This is a genomic window from Microbacterium pasadenense (assembly GCF_047246565.1).
Classification (GTDB): Bacteria; Actinomycetota; Actinomycetes; order Actinomycetales; family Microbacteriaceae; genus Microbacterium.
This window is the reverse complement of record NZ_JBFOKN010000003.1, coordinates 341,157-358,630: the sequence shown is the minus strand read 5'-3', so window position 1 is coordinate 358,630 and position 17,474 is coordinate 341,157. Positions and strand designations below refer to the sequence as shown.

The window sequence follows — 17,474 nt, the reverse complement described above, 5'->3', positions numbered from 1 at the left end:
GCCTCGGCCCGCGCGCGCTGCTGCGCGAGGGCGGCGTCGGCGGCGGCCTGGCGGCGCTCGGCGCGGGCGCGTTCCCGGTCGAGGACGGCCTGCGCCTTGGCGGCGGCGAGCTCGGCTCGCGCGGCCTCGAGGCTCGCGCTCTCCTGCTCGACCTGCGCACGGCGCGCGAGACGCTGCTGCGCGAGGGCGGTGCGAGCGTTCAGCTCGAGGTGCACCTCGGTCGGGGTCTCGCTGGTCTCGGCGAGCACCCGCAGCGCCTGGTTCAGGCGCACGGCGTTGCGCTCGGCCGCGTGGTACTGATGGCGGCTGTGCCACGACGGCAGCAGGTACACGAGCCACAGCAGCACGGCGACGAGGACGATCACACCGCCACCCAGAACCTGCTCACCCATGCGCCCACCGTACGGTCGCGGGGGGACGACACGCCGCATCCCGCGCGCGTGTCTGAGGTTCTTGTTCAGGATGAAGGTTGCGCTCAGTCCGGCAGGCGGTCCGCGGGGGGAACGGATGCCGCATCCTCCGGCACCCGGCCCGTCACCCACCGGTTCAGCACGCCGCCCGGGACGTCCTCCCGCGTGAGCGCGAACGCGTAGTGATCGCGCCAGTCGCCGTCGATGTGGATGTACCGCCGCCGCAGCCCCTCGTAGCGGAAGCCGAGCTTCTCGACCACGCGGAGGCTCTTCGCGTTCTCCGGCCGGATGCAGATCTCCATGCGGTGCAGCCGCATGTCCTCGAAGCACAGGTCGGTGGCGAGGGCGACCGAGGTGGGGGTGATCCCGCGCCCGGCGAACCGCTCGCCGACCCAGTAGCCGATCGTGGCAGACGACAGCGAGCCGCGGGCGATCCCCCACACGTTCAGCTGACCGGCGACCTCCCCGTCGTACTCCATGACGAGCGGGATGCCGACGCCGTCACGATGCTGCTGCAGCAGCCGCCGCACGCCGCTGCGCATGTCCAGCGAGACCGGCCCGTCGGGGCTCGTCGCCTCCCACTGGCGCAGCCATGCGCGGTTCTGCACGAGTTCGTTCTGCAGCGGCCGTGCGTCGCGACTGCGGACGAGCCGGATCGACACCGGGCCGTGCGCGCGCAGCAGCGTGCCGTCCATCGTTCCCCCTGCCGGCCGTCAGAGGCCGGCGGCGAAGTCCTTCAGCCAGGGCCGCAGCTCGACGCCGAGGTCGTCGCGGTCGACCGCCAGCTGCACGATGGCCTTGATGTAGTCGGCGCGGTCGCCGGTGTCGTAGCGGCGACCGCGGAAGATGACGCCGTAGACGCCGTCGGTCTCCGCCAGCTCCTGCAGCGCATCGGTCAGCTGGATCTCACCGCCCTTGCCCGGCTCGGTGCGCTCGAGGATGTCGAACACGCCCGGCGTGAGGACGTAGCGGCCGATGATGGCGTAGTTGGAGGGAGCGTCCTCCTTCTTCGGCTTCTCGACGAGGCCGGTGACCTTCACGATGTCGGGGTCGTCGGTCGGCTCGACGGCGGCCGCACCGTACATGTGGATCTGCTCGGGAGACACTTCCATCAGCGCGACGACCGTCAGGCCGGTCGCCTCGTTCTGGTCGAGCATCCTGTCCAGCAGCGGGTCGCGGGCGTCGATCAGGTCGTCGCCGAGCAGCACCGCGAAGGTGGTGTCCCCGACGTGCGACCGCGACCGCAGCACGGCGTGGCCGAGCCCCTTGGGCTCGCCCTGGCGCAGGTAGTGGATGTCGCCGAGGTCCGAGGACTTCTTGACCCGGTCGAGCTTTTCGAGGTCGCCCTTCTTCTCGAGGTTGCTCTCGAGCTCGGGCACCGCGTCGAAATGGTTGGAGATGTTGTTCTTGTTGCGCCCGAGGATGATCAGCACATCGTCGATACCCGCCGTGACCGCCTCTTCCACCACGTACTGGATGGCCGGCTTGTCGACGACCGGGAGCATCTCCTTCGGCATCGCCTTGGTGGCGGGGAGGAATCGGGTACCCAGACCCGCAGCGGGGATGACGGCCTTGATGCGCTTGCGCTGAGACATGATGGACACCCTACATTTCCCGAGCGTCGCGTTCGGTCGGCTTGACGCCGGACCGCGGGGCGTGTCCACCTAGAATCGGAGGATGGACGGCTCCATCGACAGTGAGAAGCGCGCACTCCGCGCCGAGCTCCGCGAGCGCCGCCAGCAGCGCTCCGCCGCCGCGCTCGAGGAGGCCTCCGCCGGCATCACCGCGCAGCTCGACCGGCTGACGAACGACTTCGGTGTCTCGTCGATGTCGTGCTTCCTGTCCACGACGACCGAGCCCGGCACGCGCGAGTTCATCGCGGCCGCCGTGGCCCGCGGCATCCGTGTCCTCCTCCCCATCACGCGTGCGGACGGTCTCCTCGACTGGGCGGTCGCCGAAGCGGAGGGGGCGACGGCCGAGGGCATGTTCGGGATGCCGGAGCCCGTCGGCGAGCTGCTCAGCCCCGACGCCGTCAACGACGTCGACCTGCTCGTCATCCCCGCCGCCGCCGTCGACCGCTCCGGGATGCGGCTCGGCTGGGGCCGCGGCTACTTCGACAAGACCATCGGGTCGATGGAGCACTGCCCTCCCGTCTACGCCGTCATCTTCGATTCCGAGTTCGTCGACGAGGTCCCCCGCGACCTGCACGACCAGCCCGTCTCGGGCGTCGTGACGCCCACCCAGACCATCCCCCTCAACACCCGCTGATCTCGAGGTCCCATGCCTACCTACGCCTACGCCTGCACCCAGTGCGGCCACCGCTTCGACGCCGTCCAGTCGTTCTCGGACGCCGCACTCAGCGACTGCCCCGAGTGCGGCGGCAAGCTGCGCAAGCAGTACGGGTCGATCGGCGTCACCTTCAACGGCGGCGGGTTCTACCGCACCGATTCGCGTGCTGCAGCGTCCGGCGCGTCCGGTGGCGGGGCCTCGGCATCTCCGTCATCATCGAAATCCGAGGCATCCGCTTCCCCCGCAGCCGCGGGTTCGTAGTCCCGGCTCCGCCGGCGGCGAAAGGAACGTCCGTGATCCAGGGCTTCAAAGACTTCATCATGCGCGGCAACGTCATCGACCTCGCCGTCGCCGTCGTCATCGGCGCAGCGTTCACGGCCGTGGTGAACGCGATCGTCGCCAGCGTCATCACGCCGCTCATCGCGCTGGTCTGGCAGACCGATCCCGAATCCGGCCAGGTGGGGCCGGCCGTCGAAGGCCTCCACGGTCCGGTGACCTTCCCGATCGGAGGGCTGATCAGTGCCGTGATCAGCTTCCTCGCCGTCGCCCTGGTCGTCTACTTCGTTTTCGTGCTGCCGATGAACGTCTGGAAGGAGCGCCAGGCGCGCAAGGCGGGGGTCGTCGAGGAGCCCGAGTCGAAGCTCCCCACCGAGTCGGAGCTGCTCGTCCAGATCCGCGACCTGCTCGAGCAGCAGCGTGGCACGCCCTCGAGCGCGCCGACCGTTCCGCCGCAGGTCCGCTGACGCTCAGTAGTGCGGCGGGACGTCGTTCCGCAACCGCTCGTCGTTCGGACCGGATGCCTCGGCGGCGCCTCGGCGCACCGGGGCATCCGTCGTCTCCACGTGCGGATCCGGATCGGTTCCCGGCGCAGGAGTGAGCTTCGCGCGCCGCGAACCCGGAACCCGCTCGACGCGCTGTCGCTCAGTCGACATCGATCGGCTGGGTCGAGCCCGGAGCCGCGGGCGTCTCGGGCTGGACCCCGATGACCCCCGCGATGCGCATCGCCACGGTGGCGGGATCGTTGTAGACCTCGAACGCGTGGACGCGCACGTAGTGCCAGCCCAGGCGTCGCAAAATCTGCGGCCGGCGCCGCAGTGTCTCGCGGAGACTCTCCGGACGGCTCTCGACGTCGAGGTCGGCGACGACCGCCTTGCCCTTGTACTGGGCGACCAGGGGCAGCAGACCGCCGCGGTAGTGCACGTCGACCGACACTCCCAGGGCGCGGAGGTGCTGCGCGAGGGTCAGCGTCAACGGGTCGGCGAGATCCTCGAGGCGGGCATCGCGGCCGCGGGCGGCGACGCTGCCGAGGATCGACATCAGGGTCGCGGCGCCGTGCGTGAGCCGGCCCTCGTCGAAGGCGGACGGGCGGATCGACGACACGATCACCATGGAGCGGCGGGCGCGCGTCATGCCGACGGTCAGCAGTCGCTCGCCGTCCGGGGTGGACAGGTCGCCGAAGTCGCTGAGGACACGGCCGTGCTTGGTGAGGCCGAAGCCGAGCGAGAAGATGACGCGGTCCCGGCTCTCGGCGACCGACTCCTCGAGGCCGAGCACGGCGAACGGCTCGGCGGTCTCGCGACCGACGAAGTCGGCGACGTCGGAGCGCCCGGCGAACGCCTCGGACACGGCGGCGCGGACCCGCTCGGCGTGACGCGTGGACGCGGTGACGACCATGAGCGACTCGGCGGGCCGGTTGATGGCGTGCTCGACGACGAGCGTCACGACGCGCGCGACCTCCGTGTCGGGGCTCTCGACGGCGCCGGTGTCGGGATCCGGCGCGCCGGTGCCGCCCTCGACGTAGTCGACGCTGAGGCTGCCGCGACCGAGGTACGAGCCCGCCCACGGCAGCGAGACGAGACGACCGTCGTAGAACGCATCGTTCACGAGCTCGGCGAGGTCCTCGCCGCCGGCGCGGTAACTGCGGGTGAGGGTCTCGACGGGGACCAGCTCGGTCATCCGCTGGAAGACGCTGACGTCGTCGAACGGCACCTCGGGCTCATCGGGCTCGTCACCGCGCCCCGACCAGAGCCGGAACGGCGTCGGCTTCTGCGTGACGGGGTCGCCGAACACGACGACCTGCCGTGCCCGCCGCAGCGCGGGAGCGGCCTCGGCGAGGCAGAGGGCCGCGGCATCCGCGATGATCACGACGTCGAACTCGGGGTGATCGGGCACCGCGGGCACCTCGTACGGCGATGCGAGCCACACCGGGGCGAGCACGCGCATGAGGGTCGGGGCGGATGCCACGAGCTCGTTCGCCGACGCGGTCCCGGCGCGCAGCGCGCTCTTGAGCGACGACGCCTCGCGGGGCTCGTCGACGATGGCGATCCGCCACCGCTTGGCGAGCTCCGAGGCCAGCAGCGGTCCCGACGAGCCGGCGTGCGCCTCGTCGACCAGACGGAAGTCGCGCTCGAGGCGATCGACGACGGGGGTGTTCGCGCCCAGGAGAGCGCGGTCCGAGCGCAGCATCGCCTCGAGGGCGGAGCGCCACCAGGCGTACTCGAACTCGACGGCGACGTCGGCCTCGGGCACGTGCCGCGTGGAGAGCTCGGTGAGCAGCGGCTCGAGGCCGAGCTGGGCGAGGTCGCCGCGCAGGGTCGCGCGCTCGATGAGGTTGTCGAAGACGTCGGATGCCGCGGCGAGCCCCGCGAGCGTCCGGAGCAGCTGCGGGATGGGCAGGCCGGCGAGCGGCTCGGTGCGGCCGAGCGATGCGTCGAGGTCGGCCAGGTGCGCGCTCGCGCGCTGCCACGCGGAGGCGACGTCGTCCAGCCCGAGCGGGATCTCGGGCGTGACGCCCGCCTCGACCAGGCGCTGCCACTGGGTGCGCTGGTTCTGCACCTTGACGAGGGCTTCGTGCATGTCGGTGACGTGCATGCCGGGGCGCACGTACTCCTTCGACAGGCGCCGCAGGCGACGCCGGTTGGCGCTCGTCATCGTGCTGGACTCGCGGCGCGAAGAGTGCGCGGCGATGAGATCGGTCAGCGGCCGCTCGAACACGGTGAGGCTGAAGCGGTCGAGCGAGGCGCGGATGCCCTGCAGCAGCTGGATGTACGAGCCCAGCTCGGCGATGGTCGTGAACGGCCGCATGCGGGTCTGGCCGATGAGCTCGTAACCGCGTTCGAGGATGCCGGGAACCTCGGTGCGGTGCAGCTTCCCCGCCAGCGCGTGCGCGGCGCGCGCGTCGTCGGTCGTCGAGAAGGCGACGCCGTACCAGGGCGAATCGTCGGGGCCGAAGCGGAACTCGCCGAGGCGCGCCGCGTTCGCGAGGGTCTGCGCCGCCTCCGCGCGACGGGTCGCGAGCCGCTGCACCGTCGAGAGGTCGAAACGGGTCGTCGCCGTCGGCTGCGGATCGTGGGCGGCGAGCGTGGTCAGCTCGTGCAGCGCCTCGAGCGGGGAGATGCCGACCGACGCGTGGCGCTGCGTGAGGGCGGCGCGGTAGTCGCGCAGCACCGTCCGCAGCCGCACCAGGGCGTCGTCGACCTCGGCGACCTTCGGCGGCTCCGCCTTCTCGTTGCGGGCGATCGCGCGGATCAGGTCGCGGTGCAGCCGCGTCGGCGAGACGGCGAGGCCGGGCAGGCCGATGCCGGCGAGGCGGTGCCGGACGCCGTCGAGCGTCGAGCGGCGGGCGCTCACGACGAGGACGCGCTTGCCCGATCGGACGAGCTCGCCCACGGCGTTGATGACCGTCTGGGTCCCGCCGGTGCCGGGGAGAGTGTGGACGGCGAGCGACTGCCCTTCGGCGATGCGCGCGAGCACCGCCTCCTGCTCGCTGTCCGCGTCGAGGAGGAGCCGGTCCGATGCCGGCGGGCGATCGTCGGAGCTCACCGACCGGGGCTGGGGGCGGACGAACGAGAGGCGCTCGCGGTCGGCGGGGTGGCCGGCGAGGGCATTGAGGACCGGGTGATCGAGCGAGACGGCATCCCGCTCCATGTCGGATGCGACATCCGCGAACGTCGAGACGACCAGCCGTGGCAGGACGGTGAAGGTCGGGATGTGGGCGGTCAGCGCGCGCAGGTGGTCGATGACCGGCTGCGGCTGGAAGACTCCGCCGTCGTGCGCGAGGTCGGCGAGCGCCGCCCCGTCGAGATCGATGCCGAAGTGGATGCGCGCGGCGGTGACCAGTTCGGGGTTGATCGCGAACGCGCCGTGCAGGCGCAGATCGAAGTCGGAGTGGTGCCGGCGGATCTGCAGGGGTCGCAGGAGGACGGGAGCGGTGCACGTCACGCCGCCCAGTCGCCAGGACGCCATCCCGATGGCCAGGTGCACGGTGTCCAGTCCTCGGGAGGTGCGCAGCTCGACGTCCTTCGCGGTGATCCGCTCGGCCGCCAGCCGCGCCGTGCGCAGCGCGACCTCGTCGCGGAACATGTTCGACAGCAGGGTCGGCCGTCCCGTGATGAACTGCGGCAGGCTGCCGGGATGCGCCTTCGTGATGTCGATGCCGACGTCGCCGCCGTCCTGGTAGTGCAGCAGGGTCGACGGTCCGCCCAGCTGCGCCGCCTCCTCGCGAAGCCGCTTCTGCTCGGGCACCGCGGCGTGCATGACGATGACGTCGGGGTCGGACACGGACACGTCCGCAGGGCTCACCTCGGCCGCGCGCTCAGCATCCTCGCCGCGCATCGCACCACTCTCCGCTCGCCACACAGGAGAAAGACTAGGCGGGCGACCTGGGGAATGCGGGAACAGCGGCCGAGTTTCGCCGGATCTGCGGGCCGACCCGTCGCATTCTTCTCCCCAGGCGGCGATTCCAAGTCGTTGTCCCCCGCCGCATGGCCGCGGGCCGGATCGGGCGGCGACCCGCGTCATGATGATGCCATGACGTTCGCAGCGTACGCGGTGCACCCGACGCCGATCGGCGAGGCCCTCCTCCTGATGACCGAGGAGGGCCTCGCCGCCCTCTCCGTGCTGGATGGACCCGCGTATGCCGAGGTCGCCCGGCTGAGCCTCCTCCTGCACACCGTGCCGGCCGAGGATGCCGGGGCGGCGGCGGCCGTGGCGGCGCAGCTCGACGAGTACTTCGCCGGGAGACGGCGCTCGTTCGACGTGCCGCTCGACTGGCGCCTGGCGTCCGGATTCACCCGCCGCGCCCTCGAGGCGGTCCTCGACGTGCCGTACGGCGAGACGGCGTCCTACGCCGAGATCGCCATCGCAGCCGGCTCCCCCGGCGCGAACCGGGCGGTCGGGACCGCGTGCGCGCGGACCCCCTGGTCGGTCGTCCTTCCCGCTCATCGCGTCGTCCGCAGTGACGGCTCCATCGGCGAGTACGGCGGGCATCCCGAGCGCAAGCGGTTCCTGCTCGCACTCGAGGCGGACGCACTCGAGGCGGACGCACTCGAGGCGGGAGCGGACGAGTAGGCCGTCCGCTCCCGCCTCGGATCGATGGCGGGCTATCCGCGCGTCAGTGCTCGACCGCCTTCTCGGCGCCGTAGCCGGTCAGGGAACGGACCTCCATCTCGGCGGCTTTCTTCGGGTCCTCCGCCTTCCGCGAGGTGACCGAACCGAGCCAGCCGAGCAGGAATCCGAGCGGGATCGAGACGATGCCCGGGTTGTTGAGCGGCCAGATCGCGGTGCCGACGTTCTTGAACACGCTGGTCTCGGTGCCCCAGAACACCGGCGAGAGCACGATGAGGATGATGGCGGCGGCGAGGCCGCCGTACATGCTCCACACTGCGCCGCGCGTGGTGAACCTGCGCCAGAACAGCGAGAACAGGATCGTCGGCAGGTTCGCCGAGGCGGCGACCGCGAAGGCCAGCGCCACGAGGAAGGCGATGTTCTGCCCCTGCACGCCGATTCCGCCGAGGATGGCGAGGATGCCGATCACGATGACCGTGCGACGGGCGACCTTGACCTCGCCGTCCGGCGGGACGTCGCCCTTCTTCACGACGTTCGCATAGATGTCGTGGGCGAAGGACGCCGCCGCCGTGATCGTCAGGCCGGCGACGACCGCGAGGATCGTCGCGAACGCGACCGCCGAGATGAACCCGAGCAGCAGCGGTCCGCCGAGAGCCGCCGCCAGCAGCGGTGCCGCGCTGTTCACGCCGCCCGGTGCCGCCCGGATGACGTCGGGGCCGACGAGGTAGGCCGCGCCGTAGCCGAGCACGAGGGTCAGCAGGTAGAAGAGACCGATCAGCCAGATCGCCCACACCACGGAGCGACGGGCCTCCTTCGCGGTCGGGACCGTGTAGAAGCGCATCAGCACGTGCGGCAGACCCGCCGTGCCCAGCACGAGCGCGATCGCGAGCGAGATGAAGTCCCACGGGTTCGCGCCGTACTGCAGGCCCGGAGCCAGGATGTCGGCCGGGTTCTCCGCCGTCGACGCCTCGACCGCCTTGCCCAGGAGGGCATCGAAGCTGAACCCGTTGATCGCGAGCACCCAGATCGTCATGACGATCGCGCCGCCGATGAGCAGGAAGGCCTTGACGATCTGCACCCAGGTCGTTCCCTTCATGCCGCCGATCAGCACGTAGACGATCATCAGGACGCCGACGACGGCGACCACGATCGACTGGCCGATCTGCTCCTGGATGCCGAGCAGCAGCGACACGAGTCCGCCGGCGCCGGCCATCTGCGCGAGCAGGTAGAAGAAGCAGACCGCGAGGGTGGTGATCGCGGCCGCGAGCCGGACGGGACGCTGCTTGAGACGGAACGACAGGACGTCGGCCATCGTGAACTTGCCGGTGTTGCGCATGAGCTCGGCGACCAGCAGCAGCGCGACGAGCCACGCCACCAGGAAGCCGATCGAGTACAGGAAGCCGTCGTAGCCGTTCAGCGCGATCGCACCGCAGATGCCGAGGAAGGATGCCGCCGACAGGTAGTCGCCGGCGATCGCGAAGCCGTTCTGCGGGCCGGTGAAGGACCGGCCGGCGGCGTAGTAGTCCGCCGCCGTCTTGTTGTTGCGGCTGGCGCGGATCACGATGAACAGCGTCACCGCGACGAAGGCGCCGAAGATCGAGATGTTCAGGATCGGGTTGTTCTCGGCGGTCGAGCCGGGAACGGCTGAGAGCAGGACCGGGTTCATCGCTTCTCCTGCTCCTCGAGCTCCTGGCGGATCTCGGACGAGATGGGGTCGAGCCTGCGGTTCGCGAACGACACGTACCCCATCGTGATGGCGAAGGTCGTGACGAACTGGCCGAGCCCGAACAGCAGCCCGACGGTGATGTTGCCCCAGACGTGCTGGCCCATGAAGTCGGGGGCGAACGACGACAGCAGGACGTAGACGAAGTACCAGACGAGGAACAGCACGGCGAGTGGGAACACCACGCTCCGATGTTTCCTCTTCAGCTCGACGAACCGCGGGGACGACTCCACCGCGACATAGTCGATGGCTGTCCCTCCCGCGGTCTCACGGGGTGACGGACGCCGGTGCCGCCGTCTCGCGCACGAGGTAGAGGCCGATGGGCATCGGGCCCGTGGCGGACTCGAACGCCGCGGTGCCGGTCGGTCCCGTGATCGCCGTCCAGCTCTGGCCGGTGGCCAGCGGAGCGGCTGAGGTGGGCGTCAGGCTGTCGGCCCGGGTCCACCCGGCGGCCGTCTGCAGGTTGACGTCGGGAACGAGCGTCGCCGTGAAGGTGACGCCCTCGATCGGCACGCCGTTCGGGATGCCGCCGGGGATCTCCTGACCCGTGCCGCTGACCTGCGGGCTCGTAGGGCCGAGCTCGTACTTGTGCACGGTGAGGCTGCGCGGGATGGACGGGTCGATGTTGCCGGGAGCGGCGCTGGCGGGTGCGGCCGCGCCGAGGCCGGCCAGCACCGCGAGGGCGGCCACCGCGAGGGTGGCGCCGACGCGCCTGGTGAACGTGGTTGACATGGTGTGTCTCCTGAGTGAGGGATCTGAGGTGAGTGAGGTGAGTGGGGTGGTCGAGGGATCTGGGGATCGGTCGGGAAAGGGGAAAGGGGTGGGAGCCGCGAGGTCGATCAGATGGCGCTCCTCCCCCGCCGTCGCCATGAGTAGGCGGCGGCCAGGATCACACCGAGGGCGACCGTGGCGCCCCCGGTGATCAGGAACGCGTCGGCGCTGAGCCCGCCGGTGAGCGGGAGGATCGTCGGCGGCGCGATCGGCGCATTGACGAACCGGTAGGTCGCCGACCCGCCGGGCGCCGGGGCCGAGACGGTCCCCGAGGCCACCGGCGTCCAGCGGGACCCGTCGAGGCGCTCCAGGCGGAGCAGGTCGAAGGCGAGGCGGCGCGAGGGATCGCGGACCGCCTCCGTCAGCGTGTAGCTGTGGCCGGGCCGGACCTCGAACGTGTTGGCGCCGTTGCCGCCGGCGTCGTAGTCGGCGCCGATGCGGGTCTGCGGAGGCAGCAGGCCGCCTGCGAGCGCAGCCGGCGTGGCGGTCAGAGTCCAGTCGGAGGGCTGAAAGCCGGGGACCGCGCCTTCCACCCGCTTCAGCACGGTGAGCGTCGCCGTGGCGTTCGTCACGGTGCAGGTGACGGCGCTTCCGCGAGCCGGGGCGACGTCGCCCGCGGCCGACACCGGGACCGTCTCGCCCGCGGCATCCGTGCACTGCCACGACCCGGACTGCACGTAGGTGGCGGGACCGCCGGTCTCGGAGAGGCGGTAGCCGGCGTCGGCGCTGACCTGGACGCCGGATGCCGTCGCCGAGCCGCTGGCTCCTGCGGGCCCTGCCAGGGCGCCGGTCGGCCCGGTGGCCGCGAGCCGCCACTCCGCCGGCTGGGCGGACCCGTTGGCCACGCGCTTGACGAGCGTCAGGGTGGCGACGGGCCGGTTGGTGAAGGCGCAGTCGACGGTCGCACCGGGGCTGACGTCGACGTTCACGGTGCCGCGCACCTGGCTGGTCGTCTGCGTCACCGTCGTGGCGGCCGTGGTCCCGTTCACCGTGCAGACGAGGCTCTGGTAGCGGTAGCCGGACTGGGCGGTCTCGGCCACCGTGATGCGGGCGCGGTGCGTGGACGCGCCGAACAGCAGCTGCCACGTCGCACGGCCGTCCGTCCCGGTCTGCTGCGACGGCTCGCGGGCCGGGAGGCTGGTGACGGTGCTCCCCGCGTTCGCCACGGCGGTCGTGGTCATCGTCCACCCTGCGGCCGGGTCGCGGTCGGCGCCGTTCCAGGCCTCGACGAACTTGGTCACCCGGACGGTCGCGATGGGCGAGGGCGAGTTGGTGAAGGTGCAGGCGACGCCCACGCTGAGCCGGTTCGGTATCCGCACCGCCCCGGACTTCTCGGTGCCGGTCGCGATGCGCACCCCGCCGGCCCAGCATTCGTAGACGGTGGTGTACGCGGCGAGGCTCGAGGCCGACCCCGCCGTCATCGTCTCGGCGATGGTGATCGTCGTGTCGATCTGGACCGGGATCGGCCCGATCGACACGCCGCCCGTTCCCGTGGTGGTCGTCGCCGCCGCCTCGACGGATCCGGCCGACACGGAGATCCGGAACTGGTCGGTCGCGCTCACGCGCCCGACGACGCGCTTGTCGAGCGACATCGTCGAGGGCGAGGTGCACGCAGCGAGGTCCGTCGCGGCCATGGTCGTCGTGCCGATGGTGGTGCGCGCGGATCCCGGGATGCGCGCCCACGTGGTGGGGTCGAACTGGTAGCCCAGCGTGCTGTTGCCGAGGTATACGGTGCCGCGGGGCGAGAAGGCCATGCCGTTCACGGCGGTCAGGTCGGAGCCGGCATCCGTGGCGCTGAGCGCGCGCCGCGTCGTGGCGGTCGACGACAGCAGGCCGCCGTTCGCCGCGGCGAGCGTCTCGCGGGTGACGCTGAACATGCCGACGTTCGTCGACGCCGCGCCGGTCTGGACCATGTGGAGGTTCCCCTCGCCGTCGAACGACAGGTCGCCGTTCTCGGCGGCGCTCGTTCCGGTGGCGATGCGGCCGAGGTAGAGGAATGCGCGCGAGCTGGCGCCGGGCGTGTACTCCCACAGGTGCACCGCTCCGGCCGCCGCCTTGCCGATGATGAACCGGTCGTCGTCCGCGACGGGGTCGACGGCGCCCGCGATGATCGAGCCGGCGACCGTGGCGCCGTTCCGGTCGACGAGCGCGCCGCGAGACGATGACAGCGTGGTGCGGGATGCCTGCACCGTCGTCCCCGGGATGGTGTACGAAATGACGGCCGCGACTCCGGTGTCGTCGGCATTGCGGTCGACGGCGTAGGCGGCGGTGCCGCGGCTGTTGACACCGAGGGCGTTCACATCGGTCGCGCCCGTGACGGCGCCGGAGAGCTGGGTCGCGGCGGCGGAGGTCGCGGCGTTCACCTGGGCGAGCGAGCCGTTCGCACGGACGGCGTAGTAGTACGTGGTGTCGCAGTACAGGGTCGCGGCCTGAGGCGTGTTCGTGAAGGTGCAGACGATCTCGGCGCCCGGCTCGTCGGGGATCGCGAGGACGCCCGTGACGGAGGTGCCGGTCGCGATGGTGACGTCGCCCCGCACGCATCGGTAGCTGCTCGCGTAGGTGTTCAGCGCGGACGACCCGACCGCCGTCTCGGCGATCGTGTACGACGCGCCTCGGGTGACGGTGATCGGTCCGATGCGCTGGGGCTGGATGCCGGTGGCCGTGCCCGCTGTCGTGATGGCGGCGATCTCGCCGCTGCCCGAGGCGACCGACAGCCGGAACTGATCAGCGGATGCGGCGCGGCGGGTGATGTCCTTCTGGACCGTCAGCGTGGTGGCCGGCGCCACGGTGATCGTCGCGGGCTCGGGCGCGTTGAGGACGGAGACGACGGCGTCGGGGTCGGTGGTGTACGTGCCGGCGGCAGCCGCCACGACGTCGACGGTGACGGTGCAGCTCGTCGCACCGGCGGTCAGGTCGCCGCCGGCCACCGCGATGGTGGATGCCCCGGCGGACGCCTGCACCGAGTAGGCGGTGCCGGTCACGCTGGTGCAGGTGCCGCCGACCGCCGGTGCGGGAGCCACGACCATCCCGGCCGGGAGCGGGTTCCGGAAGGTCCAGTTCGGCTTCGATGCCAGCTCCGACGTGTTCGTCACCGTGAATGTCAGGGTCGTCGGCGTGCCGGCCGTCGCGGTGTCCGAGTCGAACGCGACGTCGAGCGAGGGCGTCGCGTCGAGAAGGCGAAGCGTGTCGATCGCGAAGTCGTTGCCGCCGCTGGAGAGGTTGAGGTTCCGGACGACCGGGCGCAGGGCGGCGAGCTGCGCCGGGGTCAGCAGGATGCCGGCATCCGAGGTGAAGCGTCCGGCACGCACCGAGGCGCCGCCGTTGACCCAGCCGGACTGCCCGCTGATCGTCGGCGACGTGTAGAACGAGGCGCGGGAGTCGGTGCAGGCCGTGATCGGCGAGCTCGTCGCCGTCGTGGATCCCGTCAGCGAGATCGTCAGCTGGGAGCGGCTGGTCGTCGTCAGGCACGACGCTTCGACCGCGTCGATGGATGCCGTGTAGTAGCGATCCGACGGCGCCGTGACACCGAGGCTGGTGGTGCGGGCGAGCACGCGCGTCGCTCCGGAGGCACCGGAACCGGCCGAGGTCCACTCGGCGAGCGCCCGGTTGCTGCGGGTGGCGGCGGTGGAGCCGTTGACCGGCGCGCCGGCCGACGCACCGCCGGCGACGCCCGCGTTCAGCTGTCCCAGGACGTCGGCCATCCGGCGCACGTTGAGGCGCGCGTTGAGCTGGTTGTCCGCCGACGTGGACGTGCACTCCCCCGAGCCGAACCCCGTCGTGTTGTAGGTGACGATCACGCCGTTGCACTGGGCGTAGTCGAGCCAGTAGGCGTCGGCGGTGTACGCGCCGCCGCTGTAGGCCGGAAGCCGCAGGAGTCCGTCCCCGGCCGCGTCGAAGCCCTCCACGGCGACGACGGTCGGGTCCTCGGGGGCGTCGGCTGCGGCGATCGCGAGCCGCGACTCGCGGGCGCTGCGGCGAGCCGGAGCGGACGGCGCGTCGACCGGGGGGAGCACGACGGTCGGCTCCGGCGACGGCGACGGCGACGGCTGAGGCGACGGGACCGGAGCGGCCGACGGCGTCGGCACCGGCGTCTCGGGCGCGGGCGACGGAGCGGGGGCTGCCGATGTCGGCGAGGGCGACGGAGCGGGGGCTGCCGATGTCGGCGTCGGCTCAGGGGTCGCCGACGCGACGTCCGCGAGCGCCGGAGCCTGACCCACTCCGACGAGACCGGCGACGAGGGCGAGGATGAGGACGCCGACGAGTGCCGGCACGCCGGAGCGGGGCACGCGCGCGTGAGCACGCCGAAGAGGGGTCTTCGCGGGGGGCATGGAGCAGCCAGAGGAGAGCGGGCGAGCAGACCGGCAAGGCGCCCAGTCTGCAGGAGGGGAGACGGGCACGATGTGCGAAATCCCCCCGAATTTCACTAGACAGCCTACGCATAGGCTTCTCCCAGCGTCAACATAATTTCCCGTAGACGCTTCGTCGCGTTCTCGGAGGGGGGTCGCCGGCGCTCGGCGATGGAGCCGCTACGTCGCGAATGCCGCGTCGAAATCGCGCGGCTCCCGGCCCGGCGGCTGAGTCGGCCGCTCCTCCGGATCCGCGAGCGGCGGCGTCGGCACGGTCACGTCGGTGTCGGGCTCGAGCACGAGCGGCTCGCCGAAATGATGGATCGTCAGCGGCTCGCCGGCGGTGATCCGGTAGCTCGCGGCGTCCGGCGTGATCTCGACGCGCAGGGTGCGGCCGTGAACACGGATGCCGAAGCTCAGGCCCGCCAGCTGCGGCGGCAGCCGCGGCGCGAACCGCAGGCCGTCCGCCGTGTCGCGCATGCCGCCGAACCCGGCGGTGAGGGCCGTCCAGATGCCGGCGAGCGACGCGATGTGCAGGCCTTCCTCGGTGTTGTCGTGCAGATCGTCGAGGTCGATCGTCGCCGCCTCGGCGAGGTAGTCCGCGGCGAGGTCGAGGTGGCCGACTTCGGCCGCGATGACCGCCTGCACCGCCGCCGACAGCGACGAGTCGCGGACGGTGAGCGGCTCGTAGTAGCGGAATGCCCGCGCCTTCTCCTCGGCGGTGAAGTCGTCGGTGCAGAAGAACAGCGCGAGGACAAGGTCCGCCTGCTTGACGACCTGCTTGCGGTAGAGGTCGAAGTACGGGACGTGGTTCTGCAGCAGTTCGCCGTCGTAGCTCATCGCGTCGAAGTCCCACCGCTCGCGCTCGGTGAAGCCCGCCGACTGCGGGTGCACCCGGCGCTGTTCGTCGAACGGGACGTGCATCGCGTCGGCGGTGAGGGTCCACCCGCCGATCTCGTCGTCGTCGACCCCGAGGCTGCGGGCGACGTCGGGATGCCGGCGCGCGGCATCCGCCGCACTGAGCAGGTTCGCCCGCGCCATGAGGTTGGTGAACACGTTGTCGTCGACGATCGCGGAGTACTCGTCGGGGCCGGTGACGCCGTCGATGTGGAATCGGCCGGCGTCGTCGTGGTGGCCGAGCGACTCCCACAGCCGGGCCGTCTCGACGAGGATCTCGACGCCGGCGTCCCGCTCGAAGTCCACGTCGCCCGTCGCCCGCACGTAGTGGACGACGGCGGCGGCGATGTCGGCGTTGAGGTGGAAGGCGACGGTGCTGGCCGGCCAGTATCCCGACGACTCGCGGCCGTCGATCGTGCGCCAGGCGAAGGCGGCACCGCGCAGGTGCAGCTCGCGGGCACGCGCGCGCGCGTGATCGAGGGTGGCGTGCCGCCAGCGGAGGGCCTCTTTCGCGGCGCCCGGCGCGGTCGAGGTCAGCACCGGCAGGACGAAGGCCTCGACGTCCCAGAACGTGTGTCCCGAGTATCCGGCGCCGGTCAGTCCCTTGCCCGGCACGGAGCGCGCTTCGGCACGGGCGGATGCCTGGAACACCGAGAACAGGGCGAAGCGCACCGCCTGCTGCAGGCGCGGTTGCCCGTCGATGCGGACGTCGGCGCAGGCCCAGTAGTCGTCAAGCCGCTCCCGCTGTCCGGCGAGGAGACCGTGCCACCCGTCGCGCACGGCGTCGGCGACCGCGGCTTCGGCCCGGTCGCGCAGAGCGCCGACCGACAGGTCGCGGCCCCATTCGTGCCCGACGGTCTTGACGACCTCGAGCCGCTCCCCCGGGTCGATCCGCACCGTGACGGTGGTGCGGGCGAGGTCGCCGGACGCCTCGGTGCGCACCTCCGGGGTGGCGGAGCCCGACGCGGCGACCCGGTGGTCCATGCTGACCGCGACACCGAGCCTGCTGGTGCGGGTCTCGTGGACGAGCGTCGCGCTCGTGCCGAGGACGAAGCTGCCGGCGGTCTGCAGCGGACGCTCGAGGACCTCCTGCACGCGCGGGTCGGGATGGGGTTCAGGAAGGGGCTCGTTGGCGACCAGCTCGGACTGCAGCGTGAGGGTGACGGCGTGGTCGATCGCCTCGACCTCGTAGCGGACGGCGGCGACCGCGCGGTGGCCGAGCGACACGAGTCGCTCGGTGCGGACGCGGACGGTGCGCCCGGCGGGCGAGGTCCAGGTGAGGTCGCGTACGAGCGTCCCGGAGCGGAAGTCGAGCCGCTGCTCGTGCGCGGCGAGGGTGCCGCGCCGGACGTCGAGCGGCTCGTCGTCGACGGTGAGCCGCAGGACCTGGCCGTTCGGCACGTTGATGACGCTCTGACCCGCTTTCGGGTACCCGTAGCCGCCCTCGGCGTAGGGCATCGGGTGTTCCTCGAAGACGCCGTTGAGGTAGCTGCCCGGGATGCCGTGCGGCTCGCCCTCGTCGAGGAGGCCGCGCCATCCGACGTTGCCGTTCGAGAGCGCGAACACCGACTCCCGGTGCGCCAGCTGGGATTCGTCCACGCCGATCAGGCCGATGCTCCAGGGCGAGATGTCGAAGGGCAGAGCTCGAGTCACGCCTTCACGCTCTCACACGCCGGCGCGGGACGACGCGGG

At 71.6% G+C, this 17,474-nt stretch carries 13 protein-coding genes and 1 pseudogene; 4 read left to right on the top strand and 10 right to left on the bottom strand.

What is annotated here, in order from left to right:
• From AB3M83_RS12255 to galU, 3 genes and pseudogenes are all read right to left on the bottom strand, one after another.
• Positions 1–392 (bottom strand): annotated as a pseudogene (locus tag AB3M83_RS12255) (large exoprotein); the annotation flags it as partial.
• An 83-nt stretch (positions 393–475) separates the two neighbouring features.
• Positions 476–1,105, bottom strand: coding sequence for a GNAT family N-acetyltransferase (locus tag AB3M83_RS12250; RefSeq protein WP_412948504.1), 630 nt, complete (start codon positions 1,103–1,105; stop codon positions 476–478).
• A gap of 18 nt (positions 1,106–1,123) precedes the next feature.
• Entirely contained in the window at positions 1,124–2,005 is an 882-nt protein-coding gene (gene galU / locus AB3M83_RS12245) for a UTP--glucose-1-phosphate uridylyltransferase GalU (RefSeq protein ID WP_412948502.1), read from the bottom strand.
• Positions 2,006–2,087: 82 nt separating this feature from the next.
• On the opposite strand from galU, the gene AB3M83_RS12240 reads away from it, so the two are divergent.
• The 3 genes from AB3M83_RS12240 to mscL are packed head-to-tail and all read left to right on the top strand — an operon-like array spanning position 2,088 to position 3,442.
• On the top strand, positions 2,088–2,678 hold the full coding sequence (locus AB3M83_RS12240; RefSeq protein ID WP_412948500.1) for a 5-formyltetrahydrofolate cyclo-ligase: 591 nt from the start codon (positions 2,088–2,090) through the stop codon (positions 2,676–2,678).
• A 12-nt stretch (positions 2,679–2,690) separates the two neighbouring features.
• Entirely contained in the window at positions 2,691–2,960 is a 270-nt protein-coding gene (locus AB3M83_RS12235) for an FmdB family zinc ribbon protein (protein WP_412948498.1), read from the top strand.
• 32 nt (positions 2,961–2,992) lie between these two features.
• Positions 2,993–3,442: a large conductance mechanosensitive channel protein MscL gene (mscL, locus tag AB3M83_RS12230; RefSeq protein ID WP_412948496.1), complete on the top strand. Its 450-nt coding sequence runs from the start codon at positions 2,993–2,995 to the stop codon at positions 3,440–3,442.
• A gap of 3 nt (positions 3,443–3,445) precedes the next feature.
• Here mscL and AB3M83_RS12225 read toward each other — a convergent pair whose 3' ends face one another.
• Both AB3M83_RS12225 and AB3M83_RS12220 read right to left on the bottom strand, forming a co-directional pair.
• Positions 3,446–3,631, bottom strand: a complete 186-nt coding sequence (locus tag AB3M83_RS12225; protein ID WP_412948494.1) for a hypothetical protein — start codon at positions 3,629–3,631, stop codon at positions 3,446–3,448.
• Positions 3,621–7,313 (bottom strand): AAA family ATPase, encoded by a 3,693-nt coding sequence (locus AB3M83_RS12220; RefSeq protein ID WP_412948492.1) that lies wholly within the window; start codon positions 7,311–7,313, stop codon positions 3,621–3,623. Before AB3M83_RS12220 ends, AB3M83_RS12225 begins: the two co-directional genes overlap by 11 nt.
• Positions 7,314–7,508: 195 nt before the next feature.
• Between AB3M83_RS12220 and AB3M83_RS12215 the strand changes: the two genes are divergently transcribed.
• Positions 7,509–8,048 (top strand): methylated-DNA--[protein]-cysteine S-methyltransferase, encoded by a 540-nt coding sequence (locus AB3M83_RS12215; protein ID WP_412948490.1) that lies wholly within the window; start codon positions 7,509–7,511, stop codon positions 8,046–8,048.
• A gap of 43 nt (positions 8,049–8,091) precedes the next feature.
• Here AB3M83_RS12215 and AB3M83_RS12210 read toward each other — a convergent pair whose 3' ends face one another.
• From AB3M83_RS12210 to AB3M83_RS12190, 5 genes are all read right to left on the bottom strand, one after another.
• Positions 8,092–9,711: a solute symporter family protein gene (locus tag AB3M83_RS12210; protein ID WP_412948488.1), complete on the bottom strand. Its 1,620-nt coding sequence runs from the start codon at positions 9,709–9,711 to the stop codon at positions 8,092–8,094.
• On the bottom strand, positions 9,708–10,016 hold the full coding sequence (locus tag AB3M83_RS12205; protein WP_412948524.1) for a DUF485 domain-containing protein: 309 nt from the start codon (positions 10,014–10,016) through the stop codon (positions 9,708–9,710). Before AB3M83_RS12205 ends, AB3M83_RS12210 begins: the two co-directional genes overlap by 4 nt.
• 19 nt (positions 10,017–10,035) lie before the next feature.
• Complete coding sequence (locus AB3M83_RS12200) at positions 10,036–10,500, bottom strand: pilin N-terminal domain-containing protein (protein ID WP_412948486.1); 465 nt, start codon at positions 10,498–10,500, stop codon at positions 10,036–10,038.
• 107 nt (positions 10,501–10,607) lie between these two features.
• On the bottom strand, positions 10,608–14,867 hold the full coding sequence (locus tag AB3M83_RS12195; RefSeq protein ID WP_412948483.1) for a DUF7933 domain-containing protein: 4,260 nt from the start codon (positions 14,865–14,867) through the stop codon (positions 10,608–10,610).
• 198 nt (positions 14,868–15,065) lie between these two features.
• Entirely contained in the window at positions 15,066–17,435 is a 2,370-nt protein-coding gene (locus tag AB3M83_RS12190; RefSeq protein WP_412948481.1) for a glycoside hydrolase family 65 protein, read from the bottom strand.
• Positions 17,436–17,474 lie beyond the last annotated feature (39 nt).

Coding starts and splice junctions, on each gene's coding strand:
- AB3M83_RS12250 (WP_412948504.1), bottom strand. CDS start 1,105: ATGGACGGCACGCTGCTGCGCGCGCACGGCCCGGTGTCGATCCGGCTC.
- galU (WP_412948502.1), bottom strand. CDS start 2,005: ATGTCTCAGCGCAAGCGCATCAAGGCCGTCATCCCCGCTGCGGGTCTG.
- AB3M83_RS12240 (WP_412948500.1), top strand. CDS start 2,088: ATGGACGGCTCCATCGACAGTGAGAAGCGCGCACTCCGCGCCGAGCTC.
- AB3M83_RS12235 (WP_412948498.1), top strand. CDS start 2,691: ATGCCTACCTACGCCTACGCCTGCACCCAGTGCGGCCACCGCTTCGAC.
- AB3M83_RS12225 (WP_412948494.1), bottom strand. CDS start 3,631: ATGTCGACTGAGCGACAGCGCGTCGAGCGGGTTCCGGGTTCGCGGCGC.
- AB3M83_RS12220 (WP_412948492.1), bottom strand. CDS start 7,313: ATGCGCGGCGAGGATGCTGAGCGCGCGGCCGAGGTGAGCCCTGCGGAC.
- AB3M83_RS12215 (WP_412948490.1), top strand. CDS start 7,509: ATGACGTTCGCAGCGTACGCGGTGCACCCGACGCCGATCGGCGAGGCC.
- AB3M83_RS12210 (WP_412948488.1), bottom strand. CDS start 9,711: ATGAACCCGGTCCTGCTCTCAGCCGTTCCCGGCTCGACCGCCGAGAAC.
- AB3M83_RS12200 (WP_412948486.1), bottom strand. CDS start 10,500: ATGTCAACCACGTTCACCAGGCGCGTCGGCGCCACCCTCGCGGTGGCC.
- AB3M83_RS12195 (WP_412948483.1), bottom strand. CDS start 14,867: ATGCCCCCCGCGAAGACCCCTCTTCGGCGTGCTCACGCGCGCGTGCCC.